Raw genomic sequence first — 23521 nt, 5'->3', positions numbered from 1 at the left:
GATGTCTTCCTTGGCCTTCTGGGCCCCGCCCTGGCTGCGGATGATGGCCCGCACCAGGAATCCGAAGCCGATCGCCATGACCAGCGGCGGCACGATCGCGCTGACGTAGTCCATCAGGTCACTCCTCCTCGGTCTTCTCCGCCGTCGCGGCGGAAGCCTTCGGCTCCGGCTTCACCAGCGGGAAGAGCACCGTCTCCCGGATGTTCTTGCCGGTCAGCAGCATGATCAGGCGGTCCACGCCGAGGCCGAGGCCACCGGTCGGGGGCATCGCGTACTCCAGGGCGCGCAGGAAGTCCTCGTCCACCTGCATCGCCTCGACGTCGCCGCCGGCCGCCAGCAGGGACTGGGCGGTGAGGCGGGCGCGCTGCTCGACCGGGTCGATCAGCTCGGAGTAGGCGGTGCCGATCTCGGTGCCGAAGATCACCAGGTCCCACTTCTCGGCCACGCCGGCGACCGAGCGGTGCTGGCGGGTCAGCGGGGAGACCTCGGTCGGGTAGTCCTTGATGAAGGTCGGCCGGACGGCGTTCTCCTCCAGCAGGCGCTCGACCATCTCCAGCACGATCTGGCCGTGGCCCCAGCTCTTCTCGAACGGGATGTCGTGGTCGAAGGCCAGCTTGCGCAGCTCCTCGACGGTGGTCTCCGGGGTGACCTCGACGCCCAGGTGGGCGGAGATGCCCGGGTAGACGCTGACCTCCTCCCACGGCTCGGCCAGGTCGATCTCGTGCTCCACGCCGTGCGGGTCCAGGCCCTTGATCACGGTGGTGCCCAGGGCGTCCCGGGCGGCGTTGACGATCGTCGCGCGGATCAGCTCGGCCTGGGTGTCGTAGTCGCCGTAGGCCTCGTACGACTCCAGCGAGGTGAACTCCGGGTTGTGGGTGGAGTCCGCGCCCTCGTTGCGGAAGTTGCGGTTGATCTCGAAGACCTTCTCGGCGCCGCCGACCACCAGCCGCTTGAGGTACAGCTCGGGGGCGATGCGCATGTAGAGGTCGATGTCGTACGCGTTGATGTGCGTCTTGAACGGACGGGCGTTGGCGCCGCCGTGCACCGGCTGCAGCATCGGGGTCTCGACCTCGATGTAGCCGCGGTCCTCGTAGGTGCGGCGGATCGAGCGGACCACCTTGCTGCGCAGGTGCAGGATCTCGCGCGCCTCGGGGTTCACGATCAGGTCGACGTAGCGCTGGCGGACCCGGGCCTCCGGGTCGGTCAGGCCCTTGTGCTTGTCCGGCAGCGGGCGCAGGCACTTGGCGGTGAGCTCCCAGCGGTCCACCATCACGGACAGCTCGCCGCGCTTGGAGGTGATCACCTCGCCCTCGACGCCGACCTGGTCGCCGAGGTCGATGTCGGCCTTCCAGGCGGCCAGCCGCTCGGGGCCGAGCTTGTCCAGGGAGAACATCACCTGGAGGTCGCCGGTGCCGTCGCGCAGGGTGGCGAAGCAGAGCTTGCCGCCGGTGCGGGAGAGGATCACCCGCCCGGTGATGCCGGCGCGCTCGCCGGTCGCGGTGTCGGGTTCGAGGTCCGGGTGCTTGGCACGCAGGTCCGCGATGGTGCTGGTGCGGGGGAAACCGACCGGGTACGGGTCGACGCCGGCCGCCCGGAGCCGGTCCAGCTTCTCGCGCCGGACGCGCATCTGCTCGGGAAGGTCGTCGGTCGCGGGAACAAGGCTCTGATCGCTCACCCCACAAGGGTAGCCAGCCGTACACCGTGCTCCGCGCCCGGATGCGCCGAGGGGAGACCGTGGCGACGGTCTCCCCTCGGCGGCGGGGCCGGATCAGCCGGTGCCGGTGCGGAGTTCGATCTCCTCCGGGGCCCCGTCGGCGGGCGGGGCCGGGTGGGCCGGGGGCTTGGGGCGGCGGCCGAACAGCTCGGCCGGGGTGGGCATCCGGTGCGGGCGGGGCGGGGTCTGCGCGGCGGCGGGCTGCTCCGGGCGGGAGTCCCGGGAGTCGGTGCTGCTCATCGTGGTCCGTCCTCCTACAGGGGTGGGGTGACTGCTAGGTGGTGCGGCGGGGTTCGGTACGGCCACCAGGTGGCGCGGGTGCCCGGCGGTGAGCGCCAGCCGCTCGCGGACGGCGGCCTCGGCCAGCGCGTGGCAGCGCCCGGCCAGCCGGGAGCGGCGGACCCGCTCGCCGTGGCCGCAGGGCTGGCGGGTCAGCCCGCGCAGCGCGGTGAGGTCCTCCGGCCCGGGCAGGTAGCCGTCGGTCACCGCCTCCTCCAGCCGTTCCAGGTAGCCGGCGGCGGTGCCGGGCAGCGCGGCGCGGTAGCGGCAGAGGTCGGCGAGCAGGAAGGCGCGCAGTCGGCCGCCCTCCTGGACGGCCTCGTCGATCGCCTCGGTCAGGTGCAGGGCGTCCTGGACGTCCTCGGCCCACAGTTCGGCGCCCGGCCCGGCGAGCGCCGTCCGGTCGGGCCCCTGGAGGTGGACGGGGACGGCGGGGTGCAGGGCTTGGGCGAGGGCTCGGCGCAGCACGCGGACTTCGTCGGCGCTGAAGGCCATGCCGCCGCGCGATCCGTGTGGCGTAGGCATGGACTGACACTACGTGACGAATATCCGATTTGTCGGTAACGTCGCGTGGAATTCCGTGCGTCCGCCCGGCCGGGTGCTCCGGCCGGGCGGACGGCCCCGGCGGGTGCTCAGCTCGGGCGGTTGCGCTCGTACACCAGGCGCAGGCCGATCAGGGTCAGCCAGGGCTCGTGCACGTCGATGCTGGTGGCCTCGCCGAGGACCAGCGGGGCGAGGCCGCCGGTGGCGATCACCTGGACGTCGTCCGGATCCTTGGACAGCTCCCGGGCCATCCGCTCGACCAGACCGTCGACCTGCCCGGCGAAGCCGTAGAGGATGCCGGACTGCATGCCCTCGACGGTGTTCTTCCCGATCACGTTGCGCGGGCGGGCCAGCTCGATCTTGCGCAGCTGGGCGCCGCGGACGCCGAGCGCCTCGACCGAGATCTCGATCCCGGGGGCGATCGCGCCGCCGACGTAGTCACCGCGGGCGTTGACGGCGTCGAAGGTGGTCGCGGTGCCGAAGTCGACCACGATGCACGGGCCGCCGTACAGGTGGTTGGCGGCCAGCGCGTTGACGATCCGGTCCGCGCCGACCTCCTTGGGGTTGTCCATCAGGACGTGCACCCCGGTCTTCACGCCGGGCTCCACGATCACCGCGGGGACGTCGCCGTAGTAACGGCGGGTCACCTCGCGGAGCTCGTGGAGCACGGCGGGGACGGAGGAGCAGATCGCCAGCCCCTCCACCACGGCGTCCTTGGCCGCGGCGTGATTGCCCATCAACCCCTGCAGCAGCACCGCCAGTTCATCGGCCGTGCGGCGCGGATCGGTGGAGATCCGCCAGTGTTCCACCACGTCCTCGCCGTCGAACAGGCCGAGTGTGGTCTGGGTGTTGCCGACGTCGATGGTGAGGAGCACGAGGACGCTTTCTGCGAGTCGGGACGGGACTTGCTCTCGACCTGACGGTCAGGCGCGCAGGTCCAGGCCGATGTCCAGGACCGGCGAGGAGTGGGTCAGCGCGCCCACGGCCAGGTAGTCGACACCAGTCTGGGCGACCTCGCGCGCGGTGGCCAGGGTCAGTCCGCCGGAGGCCTCCAGCTTCGCCCGGCCGGCCACCAGCGCGACGGCCTCCTTCAGCTGCTCGACGGTGAAGTTGTCCAGCAGGATCAGGTCCGCCCCGGCCTCCAGCACCGGCGGGATCTGCTCCAGGGTGTCCACCTCGATCTCGACCGGCAGCTCCGGGTAGGCCGCGCGGACGGCCCGGAAGGCCTCGGCCACGCCGCCGGCCGCCACCACGTGGTTGTCCTTCACCAGGGCGGCGTCCGAGAGCGACATCCGGTGGTTGGCGCCGCCGCCGCAGCGCACCGCGAACTTCTCCAGCGCGCGCAGGCCCGGGGTGGTCTTGCGGGTGTCCCGGACGACCGCGCCGGTGCCCGCCAGGGCGTCCGCCCAGGCCCGGGTCGCGGTGGCGATGCCGGACAGGCGGCAGAGCAGGTTGAGCGCGCTGCGCTCGGCGGTCAGCAGGTCGCGGGTGCGCGAGCGGACCGACAGCAGCACCTGGCCGGCCTCCACCCGGTCGCCGTCCTGGACGTGCCGCTCGACCTCGAACTCCTCCTCGCAGACCAGCGAGACGACGGCCTCGGCGACCCGCAGGCCGGAGACCACGCCGGCCTGGCGGGCGGTGAAGTCGGCGGTCGCCACGGCGTCGGCGGGCACGGTGGCCACCGAGGTGACGTCCTCGCCGCCGGCCAGGTCCTCGGCCAGCGCCAGGGTGGCGATGTCCTCGACCTCGATCGGGTCCAGCCCGGCCTCCTCCAGCAGCTCGGCCAGCTGCGGGTCCAGCCCGGTCTCGTAGCCCTCGCCGTCGCCGCAGGCGCAGCCGTCACCGCAGCCGCCCTGGTCGGCCAGGGGGAGTTCCTCGTGGGAGTGGGTCATGGTTCTACTGCTCCTCAGGGGTGCTGACGGGGTCGCCGGAGGCGGCGAGGGTGGTGATCAGGTGGCGGCGCCAGTGGGCGTCGTCGCGCTCGGGGAAGTCCTCGCGCCAGTGCCCGCCGCGGGTCTCCTCGCGCTGGGCGGCGGCCGCGACCAGGGCGGTCGCGACCAGCAGCAGGTTGGCGGCCTCCCAGGTCTCCACCCGGGGGTCGGCCGGCTTCTCCTCGGCCACGTGGCAGCGGGCCTGCTCGGCGAGCAGCGCCAGCCCGGCCGCGGCGTCGGCCAGCGAGGCGGCCGAGCGCAGCACGCCCGCGCCGCGCGACATCAGCCGCTGGATCTCGGCGCGCGCCTCGGAGGCCGGCAGCGGCACCGGCCGGGCGGCCCGCGCGGCGGCGACGTCGACGGTGCGCTCGGGCAGTTCGCCCGCCGCGTGCCGCTCGGCCAGGTCGGCGGCGATCCGCTCGGCGAAGACCAGGCCCTCCAGCAGGGAGTTGGAGGCCAGCCGGTTGGCGCCGTGCACGCCGGTGCAGGCGACCTCGCCGCAGGCGTACAGGCCGGGGACGGAGGTGCGGCCGTGCCGGTCGGTGCGGACGCCGCCGGCGGCGTGGTGGGAGGCCGGGGCGATCGGGATCGGCTCGGTGACCGGGTCGATGCCGTGCGAGCGGCAGGAGGCCAGGATGGTGGGGAAGCGGTTCTCCCACATCTCGGCGCCGAAGTGCCGTCCGTCCAGGAACATGTGGTCGGAGCCGCGCTCCTGCATGCGCCGGGTGATCGCCTTGGCGACGATGTCGCGCGGGGCGAGCTCGGCCAGCTCGTGCTGGCCGACCATGAAGCGCACGCCGTCGGCGTCCACCAGGTGGGCGCCCTCGCCGCGCACGGCCTCGGAGACCAGCGGCTGCTGGCCCGCGGCGTCCGGGCCGAGCCAGAGCACGGTCGGGTGGAACTGGACGAACTCCAGGTCGGCGGCCGCGGCGCCGGCCCGCAGGGCCAGGGCCACGCCGTCACCGGTGGAGACCGCCGGGTTGGTGGTGGCGGAGAAGACCTGGCCCAGGCCGCCGGTGGCGAGCACCACCGCGCGGGCCCGGACGGCGCCGACGCCGTCGCGCTGGCCCTCGCCCATCACGTGCAGGGTGAGGCCGGCGGTGTGGCCCTCGGCGTCGGTCAGCAGGTCGAGGACGAGCGCGTGCTCGATCAGTTCGAGGTCCGGGTCGCTGCGGACGGCGGCGACCAGGGCGCGGGAGACCTCCGCGCCGGTGGCGTCCCCGCCGGCGTGCACGATCCGGTGGCGGTGGTGGCCGCCCTCGCGGGTGAGCAGGATCTCGCCGTCCTCGCCGCGGTCGAAGGCGGCGCCGACCGCGATCAGCCGGCGGACGGCGTCCGGGCCCTCGGTGACCAGGGTGCGGACGGCCTCCTCGTCGCAGACGCCGGCGCCGGCCACCAGGGTGTCGTCCAGGTGCTGCTCCGGGGTGTCCCCCTCGCCCAGGGCGGCGGCTATGCCGCCCTGGGCCCAGCGGGTGGAGCCCTCGTCCAGCACCGCCTTGGTGACCACCATGGCCCGCAGGCCGGCCTTGCGGACGTTGAGGGCGACGGTGAGGCCGGCGATGCCGGAGCCGACCACGACCACGTCGGTGGTGGCGGTCCAGCCCGGGGCCGGGGCGGTGAGGCGGTGCGTAGCGGACATGGCTCAGGGGCTCCTTCAGCGCGTGGCCGCGGTGGCCGCGCCGTCCTCGTCACGGTACGCCGCGTCCCCGCGCAGCAGTCCGCTGCCCTCCGGGGCCTCGGCCGGGTCCCCGCCCAGGCCGGTGACCCGGTTGTGCTCGTCCACGAAGACCACCTTCGGCTGGTAGCCCTTGGCCTCGGCCGTGTCCATCTGCCCGTAGGCGATGAGTATGACCAGGTCGCCGGGGTGGACCAGGCGGGCGGCGGCGCCGTTGATGCCGATCACGCCGGTGCCGCGCGGGCCGGCGATGGTGTAGGTCTCCAGCCGGGCGCCGTTGTTGATGTCGACGATGTGGACCAGCTCGCCGGGGAGCAGGTCGGCGGCGTCGAGCAGGTCCTCGTCCACCGTGACGGAACCGACGTAGTGCAGGTCGGCCTGGGTCACGGTGGCCCGGTGGATCTTGGACTTGAGCATGGTGCGGAGCATGTGGTCACGCCTCCTGTGAGTGCATGCCGGAAGGGTTTGCTGCCGGTGTCGCCGGGCTTGCCGGAACTACCGGACGATCATGCGGACGTTGTCGATCAGGCGGGTCGAGCCCACCTTCGCGGCGACGGCCAGCACCGCCTCGCCCTGGAAGTCGTCCGCCGCCTCGGAGAAGTCGTGCGGGTCGATCAGGGCGAGGTAGTCGAGGGTGACGCCGTCGGCGCCGTCCAGCAGGGCCGAGGCGGCCTCGCGCACGGCCTTCGGGCCCTGCGCGGCGACGTCCCGGCCGGCGAACAGGGCCTCGGACAGGACGAGGGCGCGGCCGCGCTCCTCCTCGGAGAGGTAGCGGTTGCGCGAGGACCGGGCCAGACCGTCCTCCTCGCGGACGGTCGGCACGCCGACGATCTCCACGTCGAAGTCCAGGTCGGCGACCATCCGCTGGATCAGCGCCAGCTGCTGGGCGTCCTTCTCGCCGAAGAACGCGAAGTCCGGGTCGGTGATGTGCAGCAGCTTGGCGACCACGGTCAGCACGCCGTCGAAGTGGCCGGGACGGGTGGCGCCCTCGAAGCGCTCGCCCATCGGGCCGGCCGCCATGCGCACCTGCGGCTCGCCGTTCGGGTAGACCTCCTCGACGGACGGCGCGAAGACCACGTCGGCGCCGCTCTCCTCGGCCAGCCGGACGTCGTCGTCCAGGGTGCGCGGGTAGCGCTCCAGGTCCTCGGACGGGCCGAACTGCAGCGGGTTGACGAAGACCGTCACCGCGACCCGGCCCTCCTGGCCGACCTGCTTGCGGGCGGCCCGGATCAGCGCGGCGTGGCCCTCGTGCAGCGCGCCCATGGTCATCACCACGGCGTTGTCCACCGGACGCTCGTCCGGCCAGAACGCGGCCTCGAAGTCGTCCACGGTGCGGGTGACGACGGCCCGGTGGACCTTCGGCGTCTTCTGGGGCTTGTTCGACTGCTTGCCGCGTGCCATCTAGGGCTTCTCCTCGTTCAGTACGTCCAGCAGCGCCGCCGCCGACGCGTCGTCGATCGTCCCGTTGGCGAGCGCACGCTGCGCGGTGGCGCGGGCCATCGCGCGGTACGCCGCCGGGATGTCCGGGGACACCGTACTGAGCTGCGCCAGGTGGCGCCGTACGGTGCCCGCGTCGCCCCGGGCGACCGGGCCGGTGAGGGCCGCGTCGCCGGAGCGCAGGCTGTTGTCCAGGGCGGCGCCGAGCAGCGGGCCGAGCAACCGGCCGGGCTCGGCGACGCCCGCCGTGCGCAGCAGGTCCATCGCCTGGGCGACCAGGGTGACCAGGTGGTTCGAGCCGTGCGCGAGAGCGGTGTGGTAGAGCGGGCGGACCTCCTCGGGCACCCACTCGGGCTCGCCGCCCATCTCCACCACCAGCGCCTCGGCGACCGGCCGCAGCTCCTGCGGGGCGGTCACCCCGAACGGGCAGCCGGCCAGCCGGGCGAGGTCCACGGAGGTGCCGGTGAAGGTCATCGCCGGATGCAGCGCCAGCGGCAGCGCCCCGGCCCGGGTGGCGGGCTCCAGGATGCCGACGCCGTGCGCACCGGAGGTGTGCACCAGCAGCTGGCCCGGGCGGACCGCGCCGGTGGCGGCCAGGCCGGCCACCAGGTCGGCCAGCGAGTCGTCCGGGACGGTCAGCAGCACCAGGTCGGCGGCGGCCATCACCTGCGGCGGGGTGACGATCCGCACCCCCGGCAGCAGCGACTCGGCGCGGCGGCGGGAGGCGGCGGACACCCCGGAGGCGGCGACCACGGTGTGCCCGGCGAGCTGCAGGGCGGCGCCCAGCGCCGGGCCGACCCGCCCGGTGCCGACCACGCCGACGGCGAGCCGGGCCGGGCGGTTGCCCGGGTCGCTGGGGTCGTCGAGCGGTGCGAAGTCGGTGAAGTCGGACGAAGCCATGTCCACCCTTGTCCTGAATGACCGTTCCAGTCCGCTGACGGGTACCGGACGTACCGCCCCAGTGTACGGGCGCCGCCGGGCCCGGCCCGGGCCCCGGCCCCGGCCGTGCGAGCCCTAGTCGGTGGCCCCGGCCCGGATCAGCCCGGCCTCGTAGGCCAGCACCACCGCCTGGACCCGGTCGCGCAGCGCCAGCTTGGCCAGGATCCGGCCGACGTGGGTCTTCACGGTGGCCTCCGAGAGCACCAGCCGGGCCGCGATCTCGCCGTTCGACAGGCCCTGGGCGACCAGCAGGAACACCTCCCGCTCGCGCTCGGTCAGCGGGCCCAGCACGTCCGAGCCGGGCGCGTTCTGCGGGGTGGGCAGCACCTCGGCGAAGCGGTCGATCATCCGGCGGGTGGTGGTCGGGGCGACCACCGCGTCGCCGCCGTGCACCGCGCGGATCGCGGCCACCAGCTCGGTCGGTGGGACGTCCTTGAGCAGGAAGCCGCTGGCACCGGCCTTGAGCGCGGCGAAGGCGTACTCGTCCAGGTCGAAGGTGGTGAGGATGAGCACGTGCGGGGCGTTCGGCAGCGGGCTGCCGTCCTCGGCCAGGCAGATCCGGCGGGTCGCCTGCACCCCGTCCAGCCGCGGCATCCGGACGTCCATCAGGATCACGTCCACCGGCGTGTGCCGCAGCTGTTCCAGGGCCTGCGCGCCGTCGCCCGCCTCGGCGGCGATCTCGATGTCGCCCTGCGACTGGAGGATCATCCGGAAGCCGGTGCGCAGCAGCTCCTGGTCGTCGACGAGCATCACGCGGATGGTCAAGGTGGCTCCTAAGGGGGGCGGGGGGTTAGTGCGCCGCCTTGAGCGGGAGGACGGCGCGGATCCGGAAGCCGCCGCCGGGGCGGGGGCCCACGTCGAGACTGCCGCTGACCATGCCGACCCGCTCGCGCATGCCGATCAGGCCGTGGCCCAGACCGTCCGCGCCGCCGGCGGCCAGTTGTTCGTCGGTGCTGCCGCGGCCGTCGTCCTCCACCAGGACGGCCAGCTCGCGTTCGCCGAAGTCCACCGCGACCCGGGCGTGCACATCGGGGCCGCCGTGCTTGCGGACGTTGGTGAGCGCCTCCTGGACGATCCGGTAGACCGTCAGCTCGACGCCGCGCGGCAGTTCACGCGGGTGCCCGGAGGTCGCGTAGTCCACCTGCAGCCCGGCGGTGCGGACCTGCTCCAGGAGGTCCGGCAGCTCCTCGACGCCCGGCTGGGGGACGTACTCCTCGGCGGTGTCGGCGGTGCGCAGCACGCCCAGCAGGCGGCGCATCTCGACCAGCGCCTGGCGCCCGGTGGAGGCGATCGTGCCGAGCGCCTCCTTCGCCTGTTGCGGGGAGTTGTCGAGCACATAGGCGGCGCCGTCGGCCTGGACGATCATCACCGAGACGTTGTGCGCCACCACGTCGTGCAGCTCGCGGGCGATCCGGGCCCGCTCGGCCGCCACCGCGACCTTGGACTGGGCGTCCCGCTCGCGCTCCAGCCGGGCCGCGCGGTCCTCCAGCTCGGTCAGGTAGGCGCGGCGCACCCGGGTCAGCCGGCCCCAGGCCCAGCAGAGGATGAACGGGGTGCTCATCAGCAGGGCGTACAGCAGCGCCTCGCCGAAACCGAACGGGCGGGAGACGTAGTGCCCGGAGCCGGTGGAGACGGTCTTGGTCGGGTGCAGCCGCCAGAACTCCAGCGGCCCGGCGGCCAGGCCGGCCACCAGGGCGAGCCGGGAGGTCCACTTCTGGCCGAAGGCGGCGCCGGTGTAGGCGAAGACCAGGTAGGCGAGCGAGGAGGCGCCCGGTTCGACGTCGGCGAGCACCTGGCCGAGCCCGAGGCCGGCGGCCGTGGCGACCGTGACGTCGGGGTGGCGCCGCCGGAAGACCATCAGCAGCGGCAGCAGCACCGCGATCACGACTTGGGGGGTGTACGGCCAGTTGTCCTCGGTGCCGCTCGGGACCAGGCCGAGGAGGAGGATCATCGACGCCCAGACGGCGTCGACCACCATGGGGTGACGGCGGAGCCAGGCGTTGAGTCGATGCACGTGTCCAGCCTAGGCAGTCGGGCGAGGTGCCCAGGTCCGCCGGTAGGGCGATCCGTCCTACTCCGTAGGTCGGAGACGGGACGGCGCCGGTTGGGAGGGGTACGTCCGGTCCCGGTAGCGTCCCGGCCCATGACGTGGATGCGCTGGGCCCCCGCCGTGGAACGGGCGTTGTACGACCAGGACGGCGGCTTCTACCGCAGGCCGGAGGGGCCGGCCGGGCACTTCCGCACCTCGGTGCACGCCTCGCCGCGGTTCGCCCGTGCGGTGGCCCGGCTGCTGCTGGAGGTTGACGAGGCCCTCGGCCGTCCGGAGGAGCTGGCCCTGGTCGACGTCGGGGCCGGGCGCGGGGAACTGCTGACCGGGGTGCTGGCCGAACTGCCCGGCGAGGTGCTGGCCCGGCTGCGCCCGTACGGAGTGGAGCTCGCGGCGCGGCCCGACGGACTTCCGTCCACAGCCCTGTGGACGACGGAACCGCCGCGCGGCGTCACCGGGCTGCTGTTCGCCAACGAGTGGCTGGACAACGTGCCGCTGGACGCCGGGGAGGTGGACGGGGACGGGGTGCTGCGCTACCGGGAGGTGGACACCGCGACCGGCGAGGAGCGCCTGGGCGAGCCGGTCTCGGCGGCCGACGCGGCCTGGGCCGAACGCTGGTGGCCGGTCGGCGACCCCGGGGACGTGGTGGAGTTCGGCGCCCCCCGGGACGCCGCCTGGGCGCGGGCGGTGGCCGGGCTGGAGCGCGGCCTGGCGGTCGCCGCCGACTACGGGCACACGGCGGGGCGGCGGCCGACGTTCGGGACCTTCACCGGGTTCCGGGACGGCCGGGAGGTCGCCCCGGTGCCGGACGGCTCCTGCGACGTGACCGCGCACGTCGCGCTGGACGCCGTCGCCGTGCCCGGTCTCCACAGCCTGTGGACGACGCAGCGCGCGGCCCTGCGTGCGCTCGGGGTGAGCGGCGGACGCCCGCCGCTGACGCTCGCCTCCACCGACCCGGCGGCCTACCTGCGGGCGCTCGGCGGTGCGGGGGAGGCGGCCGAACTCACCGACCCGGGCGGGCTGGGCGCCTTCGGGTGGCTGGTCCAGGCCGTCCGCATGCCGGTACCGACGAGCCTGGAGCCGCTGCCGGGATGGCAGACTCTGTCGTCATGAGGGAGACCACGGTCGGCATCGGGGCGGGAGCCGAGAACTTCACCGGCGAGGCGGGCACCACCGACATGGTGCTCAACATCGGCCCGCAGCACCCGGCCACCCACGGTGTGCTGCGGCTGCGGCTGCTGCTCGACGGCGAGCGGATCATCACCGCCGAGCCGGTGATCGGCTACATGCACCGGGGCGCGGAGAAGCTGTTCGAGGCCCGTGACTACCGGCAGATCATCATGCTGGCCAACCGGCACGACTGGCTCTCCGCCTTCTCCAACGAACTCGGCGTGGTGCTCGGCGTCGAGCGGATGCTCGGCATGGAGGTCCCGGAGCGGGCGGTGTGGATCCGCACCCTGCTCGCCGAGCTCAACCGGGTGCTCAACCACCTGATGTTCCTCGGCTCCTACCCGCTGGAACTCGGCGGGATCACCCCGATCTTCCACGCCTTCACCGGCCGCGAGGACCTCCAGCACGTGCTGGAGGAGGCCTCCGGCGGCCGGATGCACTACATGTTCAACCGGGTCGGCGGCCTCAAGGAGGACCTCCCGGCCGGCTGGCTCGGCCGGGTCCGCACCGCCGTCGCCACCGTCCGCTCGCAGCTGCCGGTCTTCGAGGACCTCGTCCTCGGCAACGAGATCTTCCGCGCCCGCACCGCCGGCGTCGGCGTGCTGAGCAAGGCGAAGGCCCAGGCCTACGGGGTCAGCGGCCCGATCGCCCGGGCCAGCGGCCTCGACCTCGACCTGCGCCGCGACGAGCCCTACCTCGCGTACGGCTCCGAGGAACTGCGGCAGGTGCTCACCGTGGTCACCCGCGAGGAGGGCGACTGCCTGGCCCGCTTCGAGTGCCTGCTGGAGCAGACCCTCAACTCGCTGGACCTGGCCGACGCCTGCCTCGACAAGCTCGCCACCCTGCCGCCCGGCCCGGTCAACCTGCGGCTGCCCAAGGTGCTCAAGGCGCCCGAGGGCAGCACCTACGCCTGGACCGAGAACCCGCTCGGGATCAACGGCTACTACCTGGTCTCGCGCGGCGACAAGACGCCGTGGCGGCTCAAGCTGCGCTCGGCGTCCTTCAACAACGTCCAGGTGCTGACCGAACTGCTGCCGGGGACGCTGGTGGCGGACATGGTGGCGATCCTCGGGTCGACGTTCTTCGTGGTCGGGGACATCGACAAGTAGGCCGCCACCGGGCCTTCGTGCCGGTTCCCTCGTGCCGGTTCCTTCGTGCCGGTCCCCGGCCCGGACCGGGCCGCTACTTGGCCTTCTTGTCCAGCTTGTCCTTCTTGGGCCGGGCGGGGTCGGCCGGGTGCGGCGCCACCTTGCGGTCGCCCTTGGTGGCGATCCGCTCCTCGCACAGCCCGGCCAGCACGTCGTACGCCGCCTTGCCCATCAGCTCGGTGAGCTCCGGGCGGTAGCTGACGTACACCGGCACGGCGCCCTGGTGCGCGGCCGGGGCGCCGGTGCACCACCAGTGCAGGTCGTGGCCGCCCGGGCCCCAGCCGCGGCGGTCGTACTCGCCGATCGACACCTGGAGGTAGCGGGTGTCGTCCGGGCGGTCGATCCAGTCGTAGGTGCGGCGGACCGGCAGCTGCCAGCAGACGTCCGGCTTGGTCTCCAGCGGCTCCCGGCCCTCCTTGAGGGCGAGCGCGTGCAGGGCGCAGCCGGCGCCGCCCGCGAAGTCGGGGCTGTTCACGAAGATGCAGGCGCCGTTGACCCGACGGGTCTGGCGGTCGCCGTCCTCGTCCAGCATGGTCACACCGCCGTCGTTCCTGATCCGGCCCTTGGCGTCGGTGCCCGCGGCGAAGTTCTCCCACAGCTCGGGCGTCAGCCGGGCCGCGTGCCCGAGGACGCGCTTCTCGTCGTCCTCGTCCGAGTAGTGGGCGCCCAGCGTGCAGCAGCCGTCCGACTCGCCCCGGCCCTCGCGGATGCCGTGGCAGCCCTGGCCGAAGACGCAGGACCAGCGGGAGGTCAGCCAGGTGAGGTCGCAGCGGAAGACCTGCTCCTCGTCGGCGGGGTCGGCGAACTCGACCCAGGCGCGCGGGAAGTCGAGCGGGACCTCGTCGCGCGGGATCTCGCGGCGCAGGGTCGGCATCGCGAGGTCGACGGGGGCGGGGGAGGCCTCGGGCTTCGCCTTGGCCTTCTTCTTGGAGGTTTCTGCTGGTGCCACCCGGCAAGGGTAGAGCTTCCCGGGGACGTACGGGCCGGTGGGCGCCGCCGGGGGCGCGCCGACCGGGTGCGGTGGAGACGGGGTGAAGAGGTGCGTGCCGTCGGTGCGGGCGGGGGAGGGCGTCCCTAGGATGGCGGCCGGTCCGCTACGGGGAGGTACGGGGATGGCAGAGGGCAGCACCGGGGCGTCCGACCACGACGGCGCCGGGTTCGTCCTCAAGCCGTGGGAACTGCACGGCGAGGGGCGGGAGTTCGAGAAGCTCGGGCGGGAGCTGGGCAAGGCCGTCGGCACCCTGGAGAAGGACCTCGCCGCGCTCGGCACCCCCTGGGGCGCCGACCGGCCGGGCGGCGCCTTCGCCGCCGTGTACGGTCCGGCGCGCGGTGAACTCCTGGGCGGGCTGAGGGCGTTGGCCGGTCAGCTGGGAGGCGTCGGGGCCGGGCTGCACACCATGGCGGAGCGCACCACGGACACCGACACCACGACCGCGGACGGCTTCGGGGGGACGGCGGGGGTGGCCACGCCGTCCGGGGCCGTGGCAACCCCGGGGGCGGTCCCGGCCGTCCCCAAGGACATGTCGGTCTGATCGGCCGGCTCGAAGGCGACTCGAAGGCGACGCGGAGGGGGAGGGGCGCGTGTCCCGGAAACTGCCCGAGGACCTGGTCCCGCTGCTGGCCAGGACCGGCCGGCCCTGGCCGCAGGCCGACGAGGAGGCCCTGCGCACGGCGGCCGGGCACTGGCGGGAGTTCGCCGCCGAGGCCGAGCGGATCACCCGCCGCGGCGGGGAGTCCGTCCGGCGGGTGGCCGCCGACAACTCCGGCCACGCGGTCGACTCCTTCACCGCGTACTGGCGGACGCTCGACGACGGCGGCAAGGGCTGCCTGGTGGACGCCCACACCGCGGTCGGGCTGGTCGCCGCCGCCTTCGACGCCGCCGCGCAGGCCGTCGACGGCGGCAAGGCCGAGATCATCGCCACCCTGCGGAACCTGGCCGCCGAGCTCGCGCGGGCCGAGGAGCAGGCCGCCCCGGCTCCGGGCCCGGGCCCGGCCTCGACCCCGGCCACTCGGAACGTCGGGCGGACCGGGCGGACCGGGGTGTTCGGCGGACCGGAGGAGTCCGGCGCCGGCCTCGCGCAGGACGTGCGGAACGCCGCCACCGGACAGGTCGCCGCAGGCGTCGGGGACGTCGCGGTGGAGGCCGCCGCACTGAAGATCGCCGGGCTGCTCACCGAACTCGGCCGCGCCATGAAGGACGCCCTGGCCACCGCGCTCAAGGACCCGTCCGCCGTCGCCCTGCTACGCCTCGGCACCGCCTCCGGGCCCGGCGTCACCCCGGCCTCCTACCGCACCGGCGGCGGCTTCGACCCGCTCGCCGCCGGACTGCCCGCCGCCCTCGGCGAGCCCGGGGTGCTCGGCCGCGACGGCACCGGGCTGGTCGTGCTCTCCGGGCGGGACGGCAAGCCCCTGGTCGGCGTGCCCGGACTCGGCGTCGAGCTCGACGAGCACGGGCAGCCCGTCCTCGGCCCGGACGGCAAGCCGGTCATCCTGCGCTCCGACGGCACGGTGGTCGCCGACGCCGGCGGACTGCTCGTGGTGACCGGGCCGGACGGCAGACCGGTGGTCGGGGTGGCCGACCTGGTCGTCGGGCTGGACGAGCACGGGCAGCCGGTGGTCACCGACCGGGCGGGCCGGGAACTGCACGGGCTGCCGCTCGCCGACCTGACCGATCCGAAGGCGTCCGGCGCGGTGCCGGGGGCGGACCCGGCCGCGTCGGCGATCCCGGCCGCGCTCACGGTCGACTCCTCCGCGCCCGCCCCCGCCGTCTCCGCCCCCGCCGTCTCCGCTTCCGGGGCCCCGTCGGCCGTTGTGACGGCGGCCGATCCGGTGGCCGATCCGGCGGTCGTCCCCGCCCCGGCCGGGCCGGAGCCCTCCAACCCCGGTCGGCACCGGGCCGCGGCCGCGGTCACCGCCGACTGGGCGCCGCCCGGGTGGGACGACCGGCCTGCGGTCCGGGTGGCGGCGAGTCGGTCGGACGACGACTACCCGCTCCAGGCACCCGGCCGCGACTCCGGCGGCGGGGGCGGGCCGGTGACCGTACGGACCGACTCGGTGGTCGCGCCGCCCACGCCCGCCCCTGCGGTGCCGTCGGCCGGCGGCGGTCCCGGGTACGGCCGGGCTCCGGAGGCGGCCCAGGCCGTCGTCCGGTCGGTCGGCGTGATCGGGGTGGTCGGCGGGCCCGGGCAGTTCGGGACCCCGGCGTACCCGGGCGGCCACCCGGTGGGCGGCACCGTCGGGCCCGGCCCGCTCGCGGTCGGTGGCGGGGCCCCGGGGTACCCCGGGCAGATCGGGGCGCCGTTCGGCGGCGGCATCGGGACGGGCGCGCCCGGTGGCGGCGCCCCGGTGGTCGGAACGCCGGTGCCCGGCGGTCCCGTGCAGCCCCCCGGAGTGCCCCGCACCCCCGTGGGTGCCGCCCCGCACCCGGTCACCGCGCCGTCCCCGGCCCCGGCGGAGCCGCCGGTCGTCGGGACCGTCCCGATCGCCCCGGTCACCGGCCGACCCGAGCCGCAGCACGGTGACGGCCGCCGCCGGGACACCGCCGCGGCCGGCACCGACCCCACCCTCCTCTGGGGCGCCGTCCCGGTCGCCACCGCCCACGCGACGGCCCTCCAGCTCGCCCTGCGCGCCCGTCGCGGCCCGCTCGCCGACGACCTCGGACCCCGGCCGCGCACCATCGCCGACAGCCGCCCGTACGGCCTGCCCGGCGGGCTCGGCCCGGTCGACCCCCAGCACCAGGCCGAACTCGAACGCCGGGCCCCGCGCGACGAGGACGGCCTGCCCGTCCGCCACCCGGACCCGGCCGCCGGCGACTGGGCCGAGGCCGTCAACGCGGGCGGCCACCGCGAACCCGGCCGGGCCAACAACAGCCTGGAGATCGCCCTCTCCGCCGTCGACACCTACACCGGCCGCCCCACCTGCGCCGCCCCGCGCATCCCCACCGAGGGCGCCGCCGGCGAACGCGGCGGCCGGGACCGCGCCGAACGCGAACTCGGCGCCCCCTTCCACGACCTCGGCGACGGCGGCCAGGCCTTCACCCGCCTCACCGCCGAACTCCGCCGCGCCGGCCACGGCGCCCAGGCGGTCCTCCTCACCCTCGACGGCCACGGCCGCCCCCACGCCTGGAACGCCGTCAACCACCGCGACACCGTCAGCTACCTCGACCACCAACTCGCCCGCCGCGGCCCCACCCCCCTCCACCCCGCCACCCACGGCCTCTGGGCCATCGCCCTCACCCCGGACGGCCGCCCCCTGGACCTGGCGGCGGCCTGGTGACCGTGTCGGAACGACCTTGTCGCGGCGCCTCGATCAGTCCACTCGAAGGATGCGGGAGACGTAGATCCGCGGGGGGTCCTGCTCTTCGTTCACCGCGTACTCCACCAGCCCCAGGTCGCGGCGCAGCGGTGCCGAGTGCATGCCTGGCCGACCTGGCACCGGCATGCTCAGGTGGGGGAAGGCGTTCTCGCGGATGTCGACGAGGAACGCCACGACAGCGGAGAACAGATCGGGTGTCGTGCCCGGGTCGCCGAGGAGTTCTTCCACGGCTGGGGAAAAGGTGATCGGATCGCCCTCGCCCGGGACCTCGACGTGGTCGCTCACTCGGCACCGAGCCGGCGCAGGACCTCGGACGCCGGGCTGCCGGGAGCGGTGCCGGATTGGATGGCGGCGTGGATGCGGTCCCCCTCCGGGTCGCGGTAGAGCTGGGCGCGCAGCCACCAGCGGCGCAGGACGCCGCCGATCGTCTCGTCGTCGGCCTCTCCCATCTCCCGGTAGAACTCCATCCGCTGGGCCGGCGGGAGCGCGGCGGCGACGGCGTCCTGGGTGCGGGCGATGGGCTGGTGGCTGTCGTGGTGGCCGTGCAGGGGTGCTGCGCTCACCGTTCCTCCGGAGGCTCTCATCGGGCGGGGCCGCTACCAGTGTCCTCCTCCGACGGACTGCACCGGTAGCCGGACGGGGTTGGATGGTGAGGAACGGAGTCGGGAGACGGGGGTGGACGGGTGATCTCGCGGGCGCAGGCGGTGGAGGCGGGGCAGCGGTGGCTGAACGGGGACCTGCCGCAGGGGGCCGGGGCGGTGCGGCGGGTGCGTGCGCACGAGTTCGAGCTGGGGTGGGTGGTGTGGGCGGAGCCGCCGGGGGTGGCGGTGGATCCGCGGACGGGGCGGCGGCGGGCGCCGGAGGAGGTGGGGGCCGGGTGTGCCGTGGTGGACCGGGAGAGCGGCCGGTGCACGGTGTGGCCGTCGGTGCCGGTGGATGAAGTGGTCGTGCTGTACCGGGACTTCGTCGGCGCGGGCGGGTACGACCCGACCGGGCCGCCGGTCACCGGCCGGGGTGCCCGGGCCGAGCTGACGTACCGGGACGGTGCCGGCGGGACCGCCGCGCTGGCGCTGCGCTCGGCCCCCGGCCTGCCGCACCCGGCGCTGCGCGGCTGGTGGTGGCTGCGGGAGCAGGGCGTCGCCGCCGAGGACGTGCTGGCGGTGCGGACCGACCTGCGGCCGGCCGCGCTGCCCGGCGGCTACTGGGCGTACGCGCTGGCCGCCGAACTGCCGCACGTCCGGCTGGAGTTCGACCTGCCGTACGGGCCGCGCTTCGACCACCGGGCGGCCGCCGTACGGGAGTTGCCGGTCGAGGCGGACGGGCCGGTCCGCAACCGGGTGCCGTTCCCCCGGGCGGTGCCGCCGCTGCCGGCGGAGCCGGACGCCGTGCTGGCGGAGCGGCTGGCCGGGCGCTTCGGCCCGGCGGGGGTGCAGCGGCTCGACCCGGCGGACGTGGCGCGGGCCGAACTGCCCGGGGACGCGGCCGCGTTGCTGCTGGCGGTCGGGGTGCCGAAGGCGGTGGACGGGTTCTTCGCACTGCGTCACCCGGGCGTCGCGGCGATCGCGGACGGCTCCCGGCCGGGCGCCGCCCTGCCGCCGCTCGCCGCGCACCTGGCGGCGCTCGGCCGCGGTGGCCGGGCGGCCGAGCGGGAACGGTCGGCGCTGGTGGGGCAGTCGGTGCTGGGGACGGACGGGTGGGCGCTGATCACCCTCGATGCGAGCCGGGGCACCGTCCGGGCCGTCGACCCCGACTACGCGACCGCCCGGCACTGCAACGCCGACCTGCGCTCCTTCCTCCGCTGCCTGGAGCTGTTCGCCGGCTGGTGGCCGACCCTGCGCGGGCTGGACCCGGTCGCCGCGGGCGCTGCGGTGGACGCCCTGCAGCGGGGGCTGGCGGAGCTGGACGGCACGCTCTACGGCGATCCGGAGAACTGGTGGGCCGTCATCGTGGAACAGTTGTGGGACGGCCTGCTCTGATCCCGGTGCGGGCGGGGGCGGACGGATCGGAGGATGCCGTGAACCGCATGAACCCGCCTGCCGTACCCGCCGGTTGGAGCGCGACGTGGTGACCCGGGCCGCCCGCCTCGCCGCGCTCGCCGCCCTCGCCCTCGCGGTCGGCTGCGCCGCAGGCACTCCCGGTACCCCCGGCGCCGCCGGCCCTCCCGGCGCCCTCGCGTCGCGGGCCCGCCCGGCCGCCGCGCCGCCGGTGTGCGGCTCCCCGGTGGTGATCGGCCACCGGGGCGCGCCGCTCACCGCGCCGGAGAACACCATGGCCTCCTTCGAGGCCGCCCTCGACCAGGGCGCCGACTGGCTGGAGACCGACGTCCAGACCACCCGGGACGGCGTCCCGGTGCTGATGCACGACCCGACCGTGGACCGCACCACCGACGGCCGGGGCGCGGTCGCCGACCTGACCGCCGCCCAGGTCGCCGCCCTGCGGGTGACCGTCGGCCCCGGCGCCGCCCGGCCGGTCCCGACCCTGGCGGAGCTGCTCGGGCGCCTCGCCGGCGGCAGTACCACCCTGCTGATGGAGATCAAGTGGCAGCGGGCCCGGGACGTGGCCACGATCGCCCGGATCGCGGCCGGCAGCCGGGCGCACGTGGTGCTCTACTCCTTCTCGGCCGACCACCTGCGCCAGGCCCACGCGGTGGCGCCCGCCCTGCCGGTGGTGCTGATCCAGGGCCGGGGGATCGCCGAGGACCCGGGGGGCCTGCGGCTGGACGGGATCGCCCTGGAGTCCGGCCTGGTCACCGCCGCCCGGGTCGCCGCCGAACGCGCGGCCGGGCACGAGGTCTACGGGTGGACGGTGGACGACGCGCAGGCCTGGCGGCGGCTGACCGCCCTGGACGTCGACGGCCTGGTCACCGACACCCCGGGCCCGGCCCGCCGCTGGGTGGACGCCAACTGCCGCACCGGGCGCCGGGCCGGAGCCGCGCGGCCCCGGCCGGTGGGTCACTGAACCGCCGCTGGGTCACTGAACCGCTGGTGGGTCACTGAACCGCCGCTGGGTCACTGAACCACCGAGCCGCCGGGCGATCGAGGCGGCGCAGTCGATCGCACCCACACCGAAAACGGTCGGGACCAGCGCGAATACCGGCAGGACCGATCACCGCCGGGGCCGGATCGCGTAGCGTGGAGAGTTATGCGACTCGGTGTACTCGACGTAGGTTCCAACACGGTCCACTTCCTCGTGGTGGACGCCCATCCGGGTGCCGCCCCCCTGGCCGCCTACTCGCACAAGGCGGAGCTGCGCCTGGCCGAGCTGCTGGACGAGTCCGGCGCGATCGGTGAGGCCGGCGTCGAGCGGCTGATCGGGCACGTCGCCTCCTCGCTGCGGGTCGCCGAGGACAAGGGCGTCGTCGACATCCTGCCGTTCGCCACCTCCGCCGTCCGCGAGGCCGCCAACGGCGAGCAGGTGCTGCGCCGGGTCGCCGCCGAGACCGGGGTCGAGCTGCGGGTGCTCTCCGGGCAGGACGAGGCCCGGCTCACCTTCCTGGCCGTCCGCCGCTGGTTCGGCTGGTCCTCGGGCCGACTGCTCAACCTGGACATCGGCGGCGGGTCCTTGGAGATCGCCTGCGGCCTGGACGAGCAGCCGGACGTCGCCTGCTCGCTGCCGCTGGGCGCCGGGCGGCTGACCGCCCACTGGCTGCCCGGCGACGTCGCCGACCCGGACGGGCTGCGCGACCTCAGGCGGCACATCCGGGCCGAGATCGCCCGCGTGGTCGGCGAGGTCTCCCGGCTCGGCCCGCCGCAGCACGCCGTCGCCACCTCCAAGACCTTCAAGCAGCTCGCCCGGATGACCGGCGCCGCCCCCGCCGACGCCGGCCCGTACGCCGACCGGCGGCTCACCCGCAGCGGGCTGTCCGCCTGGCTGCCGCGGCTGTCCACGATGACCGTCGCCGAGCGGGCGCAGATCCCCGGCGTCTCCGAGGGCCGGGCCAAGCAGCTGCTGGCGGGCGCGCTGGTCGCCGACGCCGCGATGGACCTGTTCGGGCTGGAGGAACTGGACGTCTGTCCGTGGGCGCTGCGCGAGGGCATCATCCTGCGCGAGCTGGACGCCATGGACAGCCCCGCCGACCGCCGCCGCCCGGCGCTCACGTCGTAGGGCGCGCCCCCGCGGGGCGTGCCGGTGGTCACTCCGCCGGGCATCCGACCCCGTTCGCGGCGTGCTCCGCTTACGCTGTCTCCCGTGGTGCAACCAGCGGGCGAGGACGGAACGCAGGAGGGCCGCGCTCCCGGCGACGGGCAGCCGCGGCCGGACGGTCCGCGCCGCCGACCGGGCAAGCCGGGCCTCGGCAAGGCCGTCAAGGGCGCCACCGCGGCGCAGGCCGCCAAGGCCGTCAAGGCGGCCCAGCGCACCGCGAAGAAGGCCGCCGGGACGACCGCGGAGAAGGCCGCCGCAAAGAAGGGCGCAACCAGGGGCGCCGCGAAGAAGAGCGCCGCCGTGAAGAACGGTCCGGCGAAGAACACCTCCACGAAGAGCACCCCCGCGCAGGGCGCCCCCGCCGGGAGGGCGCCGGCCGAGCCCCCCAAGGAGACCCGCACCGCCCGGGCCGCCGGCGCCGCCAAGGCCGCCGTCCAGTCCGTCCGCTCGGTCAAGGCCGCCAAGCGCGACGCCGCCCGCCCGCCGCTGCTGCGCACCACCGACCGGCTGGTGCTGCCCCCGCACCCCACCCTGCACATCCCGGACACCAAGGTGGCGCTGTCCACCGCCTCGGTGTACCCGGCGAGCACCGCCGTCGCCTTCGAGCTGGCCGCCAAGCTCGGCTACGACGGGGTCGAGGTGATGGTCTGGAACGACCCGGTCAGCCAGGACCTGGAGGCCCTGCGACGGCTCTCCGACGCCCACCAGCTGCCGATCCTGGCGGTGCACGCGCCCTGTCTGCTGATCACCCAGCGGGTGTGGACCACCGACCCGTGGACCAAGCTGGTCCGGGCCCGGGCCGCGGCCGAGAAGCTCGGCGCGACCGCCGTCGTCGTCCACCCGCCGTTCCGCTGGCAGCGGCAGTACGCCCGCGAGTTCGTCGAGGGCATCAACCGGATGGCGGGCGAGACCGACGTCCGCTTCGCCGTCGAGAACATGTACCCGTGGCGCTACCGCGACCGCGAGGTGCTGGCGTACGCCCCCGGCTGGGACGTCACCGACGAGGAGTACCGGCACTTCACCATCGACCTGTCGCACGTCGCCACCTCCCGGATCGACGCCTTCGCGATGGTCGAGCGGATGGGCGACCGGCTCGCCCACGTCCACCTCGCCGACGGCAGCGGCTCCGGCAAGGACGAGCACCTGATCCCCGGCCGGGGCAAGCAGCCCTGCGCCGAGCTCCTGGAACACCTGGCCCGCACCGGCTTCGACGGCCACGTGGTGCTGGAGGTCAACACCCGCCGCTCCGCGTCCCCCGCCGAACGCGAGGCCGATCTCGCCGAGGCCCTCGCCTTCACCCGCTTGCACCTCGCGACCCCCTCGCGCGTACGCTGAGCTCCGCGCCCAGCGGGGCGCGAACTGCCGTACCGAGGGGGAGAGATGACGGAGAATCGGAACTTCCGGGAGCTCGCGGTGAGCTTCGGCGCGGTCGCCGCCGAGTACGACCGGGGGCGCCCCGGCTACCCCGACGAACTGTTCGACGAGCTGGAACGGCTCTGGGGCCACGGCCTCAAGGGCGCCCGGGTGCTGGACGTCGGCGCCGGCACCGGCATCGCGACCCGGCTGCTGGCCGCCCGGGGCGCCGAGGTGGTCGCGGTCGAGCCCAGCGACGGCATGGCCGCCCAGTTCCTGGCCTCCTCGCCGACCCTGCCGCTGGTCCGCGGCGACGGCGACGACCTGCCCTTCCACGACGGCTCCGCCGACCTGGTGACCTATGCCCAGGCCTTCCACTGGACCCACCCCGAGCGGTCCGTCCCGGAGGCGATCCGGGTGCTGCGGCCCGGCGGCGCCCTCGCCACCTGGTGGAACGTGTACGACGAGACCGTGCCCTGGGTCCGGGCCCGGGGTGAGCGGATGGCCGTCGCGCTGCCCGACCGCTACCACGGCTACGGCGGGATCAGCGGCCACACCAGCCACTTCGCCCCGGCCGGCCTCGTGGTCGAACAGGCGGTGCTGCACTGGGAGCGGCGGGTCACCGTCGAGCACGTGCTCACCGACCTCACCTCCCGCTCCTACCTGGCCTCGCTCGGTCCGGAGGGGCGCGCGCCCGTGCTGGCCGCCGAACGGGAGGCCATGCTGGCCGAGTTCCCGGACGGCGTGGTGGTCGAGCCGTTCAGCCTCAACCTCACCGTGGCCGTCAAGCCCGGCTGACGCCCGGGGCACCTGCCCGGGCCCGCCCGG

General features: G+C 75.1%; 22 protein-coding genes. 9 read left to right on the top strand and 13 right to left on the bottom strand.

Translation table 11 applies throughout. The features are described from left to right. Window positions 1-118: 118 nt before the first annotated feature. The 10 genes from lysX to ABTZ03_RS05310 form a co-directional block, all read right to left on the bottom strand. Window positions 119-1675 (bottom strand): bifunctional lysylphosphatidylglycerol synthetase/lysine--tRNA ligase LysX, encoded by a 1557-nt coding sequence (gene lysX / locus ABTZ03_RS05355; protein WP_350511490.1) that lies wholly within the window; start codon window positions 1673-1675, stop codon window positions 119-121. Between the two features lie 93 nt (window positions 1676-1768). Further along, window positions 1769-2518 carry a hypothetical protein gene (locus ABTZ03_RS05350; RefSeq protein WP_350511489.1) on the bottom strand — a complete coding sequence of 250 codons (750 nt, stop codon included), beginning with the start codon at window positions 2516-2518 and terminating at the stop codon, window positions 1769-1771. Between the two features lie 107 nt (window positions 2519-2625). Next, window positions 2626-3411, bottom strand: coding sequence for a type III pantothenate kinase (locus tag ABTZ03_RS05345; protein ID WP_350511488.1), 786 nt, complete (start codon window positions 3409-3411; stop codon window positions 2626-2628). A gap of 48 nt (window positions 3412-3459) precedes the next feature. Further along, entirely contained in the window at window positions 3460-4428 is a 969-nt protein-coding gene (gene nadC, locus ABTZ03_RS05340; protein WP_350511487.1) for a carboxylating nicotinate-nucleotide diphosphorylase, read from the bottom strand. Between the two features lie 4 nt (window positions 4429-4432). Continuing rightward, the gene (locus ABTZ03_RS05335) at window positions 4433-6106 is read right to left on the bottom strand and encodes an L-aspartate oxidase (RefSeq protein ID WP_350511486.1); all 1674 of its coding nucleotides are present in this window, start codon (window positions 6104-6106) and stop codon (window positions 4433-4435) included. 15 nt (window positions 6107-6121) lie between these two features. Beyond that, window positions 6122-6571 (bottom strand): aspartate 1-decarboxylase, encoded by a 450-nt coding sequence (gene panD / locus ABTZ03_RS05330; protein WP_350511485.1) that lies wholly within the window; start codon window positions 6569-6571, stop codon window positions 6122-6124. Between the two features lie 66 nt (window positions 6572-6637). Beyond that, the gene (gene panC / locus ABTZ03_RS05325) at window positions 6638-7543 is read right to left on the bottom strand and encodes a pantoate--beta-alanine ligase (RefSeq protein WP_350511484.1); all 906 of its coding nucleotides are present in this window, start codon (window positions 7541-7543) and stop codon (window positions 6638-6640) included. After that, the gene (locus tag ABTZ03_RS05320; protein ID WP_350511483.1) at window positions 7544-8479 is read right to left on the bottom strand and encodes a Rossmann-like and DUF2520 domain-containing protein; all 936 of its coding nucleotides are present in this window, start codon (window positions 8477-8479) and stop codon (window positions 7544-7546) included. It abuts the gene before it with no gap. A 114-nt stretch (window positions 8480-8593) separates the two neighbouring features. Further along, the gene (locus tag ABTZ03_RS05315; protein WP_350511482.1) at window positions 8594-9283 is read right to left on the bottom strand and encodes a response regulator transcription factor; all 690 of its coding nucleotides are present in this window, start codon (window positions 9281-9283) and stop codon (window positions 8594-8596) included. Between the two features lie 25 nt (window positions 9284-9308). Then, a complete protein-coding gene (locus ABTZ03_RS05310; RefSeq protein ID WP_350511481.1) occupies window positions 9309-10532 on the bottom strand; it encodes a DUF7134 domain-containing protein in 1224 nt (407 codons plus the stop codon). Between the two features lie 129 nt (window positions 10533-10661). Between ABTZ03_RS05310 and ABTZ03_RS05305 the strand changes: the two genes are divergently transcribed. Together ABTZ03_RS05305 and ABTZ03_RS05300 are read left to right on the top strand one after the other, a co-directional pair. Continuing rightward, window positions 10662-11678 carry an SAM-dependent methyltransferase gene (locus ABTZ03_RS05305; protein ID WP_350511480.1) on the top strand — a complete coding sequence of 339 codons (1017 nt, stop codon included), beginning with the start codon at window positions 10662-10664 and terminating at the stop codon, window positions 11676-11678. Further along, window positions 11675-12844 (top strand): NADH-quinone oxidoreductase subunit D, encoded by a 1170-nt coding sequence (locus tag ABTZ03_RS05300; protein WP_350511479.1) that lies wholly within the window; start codon window positions 11675-11677, stop codon window positions 12842-12844. Before ABTZ03_RS05305 ends, ABTZ03_RS05300 begins: the two co-directional genes overlap by 4 nt. A 73-nt stretch (window positions 12845-12917) precedes the next feature. On the opposite strand, the gene ABTZ03_RS05295 is transcribed toward ABTZ03_RS05300, so the two are convergent. Beyond that, the gene (locus tag ABTZ03_RS05295) at window positions 12918-13757 is read right to left on the bottom strand and encodes a DUF3109 family protein (protein WP_350511524.1); all 840 of its coding nucleotides are present in this window, start codon (window positions 13755-13757) and stop codon (window positions 12918-12920) included. 238 nt (window positions 13758-13995) lie between these two features. Between ABTZ03_RS05295 and ABTZ03_RS05290 the strand changes: the two genes are divergently transcribed. Together ABTZ03_RS05290 and ABTZ03_RS05285 are read left to right on the top strand one after the other, a co-directional pair. Continuing rightward, window positions 13996-14415 (top strand): hypothetical protein, encoded by a 420-nt coding sequence (locus ABTZ03_RS05290; protein ID WP_350511478.1) that lies wholly within the window; start codon window positions 13996-13998, stop codon window positions 14413-14415. Between the two features lie 49 nt (window positions 14416-14464). Beyond that, complete coding sequence (locus ABTZ03_RS05285) at window positions 14465-17158, top strand: toxin glutamine deamidase domain-containing protein (RefSeq protein ID WP_350511477.1); 2694 nt, start codon at window positions 14465-14467, stop codon at window positions 17156-17158. A gap of 33 nt (window positions 17159-17191) precedes the next feature. Here the strand turns inward: ABTZ03_RS05285 and ABTZ03_RS05280 are convergent, their stop codons facing one another. Both ABTZ03_RS05280 and ABTZ03_RS05275 read right to left on the bottom strand, forming a co-directional pair. Next, on the bottom strand, window positions 17192-17482 hold the full coding sequence (locus tag ABTZ03_RS05280) for a hypothetical protein (protein ID WP_350511476.1): 291 nt from the start codon (window positions 17480-17482) through the stop codon (window positions 17192-17194). After that, window positions 17479-17760: a hypothetical protein gene (locus ABTZ03_RS05275; RefSeq protein ID WP_350511475.1), complete on the bottom strand. Its 282-nt coding sequence runs from the start codon at window positions 17758-17760 to the stop codon at window positions 17479-17481. The genes ABTZ03_RS05280 and ABTZ03_RS05275 overlap by 4 nt, the downstream gene beginning before the upstream one ends. A 120-nt stretch (window positions 17761-17880) precedes the next feature. On the opposite strand from ABTZ03_RS05275, the gene ABTZ03_RS05270 reads away from it, so the two are divergent. From ABTZ03_RS05270 to ABTZ03_RS05250, 5 genes are all read left to right on the top strand, one after another. Next, complete coding sequence (locus tag ABTZ03_RS05270) at window positions 17881-19173, top strand: SUKH-4 family immunity protein (RefSeq protein ID WP_350511474.1); 1293 nt, start codon at window positions 17881-17883, stop codon at window positions 19171-19173. An 85-nt stretch (window positions 19174-19258) separates the two neighbouring features. After that, on the top strand, window positions 19259-20155 hold the full coding sequence (locus tag ABTZ03_RS05265) for a glycerophosphodiester phosphodiesterase (protein ID WP_350511473.1): 897 nt from the start codon (window positions 19259-19261) through the stop codon (window positions 20153-20155). 183 nt (window positions 20156-20338) lie between these two features. Next, the gene (locus ABTZ03_RS05260) at window positions 20339-21301 is read left to right on the top strand and encodes a Ppx/GppA family phosphatase (RefSeq protein WP_350511472.1); all 963 of its coding nucleotides are present in this window, start codon (window positions 20339-20341) and stop codon (window positions 21299-21301) included. 570 nt (window positions 21302-21871) lie between these two features. Beyond that, window positions 21872-22675 (top strand): sugar phosphate isomerase/epimerase family protein, encoded by an 804-nt coding sequence (locus ABTZ03_RS05255; protein ID WP_350511523.1) that lies wholly within the window; start codon window positions 21872-21874, stop codon window positions 22673-22675. A 45-nt stretch (window positions 22676-22720) separates the two neighbouring features. Continuing rightward, entirely contained in the window at window positions 22721-23491 is a 771-nt protein-coding gene (locus ABTZ03_RS05250) for a class I SAM-dependent methyltransferase (protein ID WP_350511471.1), read from the top strand. The last annotated feature ends 30 nt before the right edge of the window (window positions 23492-23521 follow it).

The organism is Kitasatospora sp. NPDC096077 (assembly GCF_040303245.1).
Classification (GTDB): Bacteria; Actinomycetota; Actinomycetes; order Streptomycetales; family Streptomycetaceae; genus Kitasatospora.
Note: the sequence above shows the minus strand (reverse complement) of the source record. Positions and strands in the feature narration are given on the sequence as shown.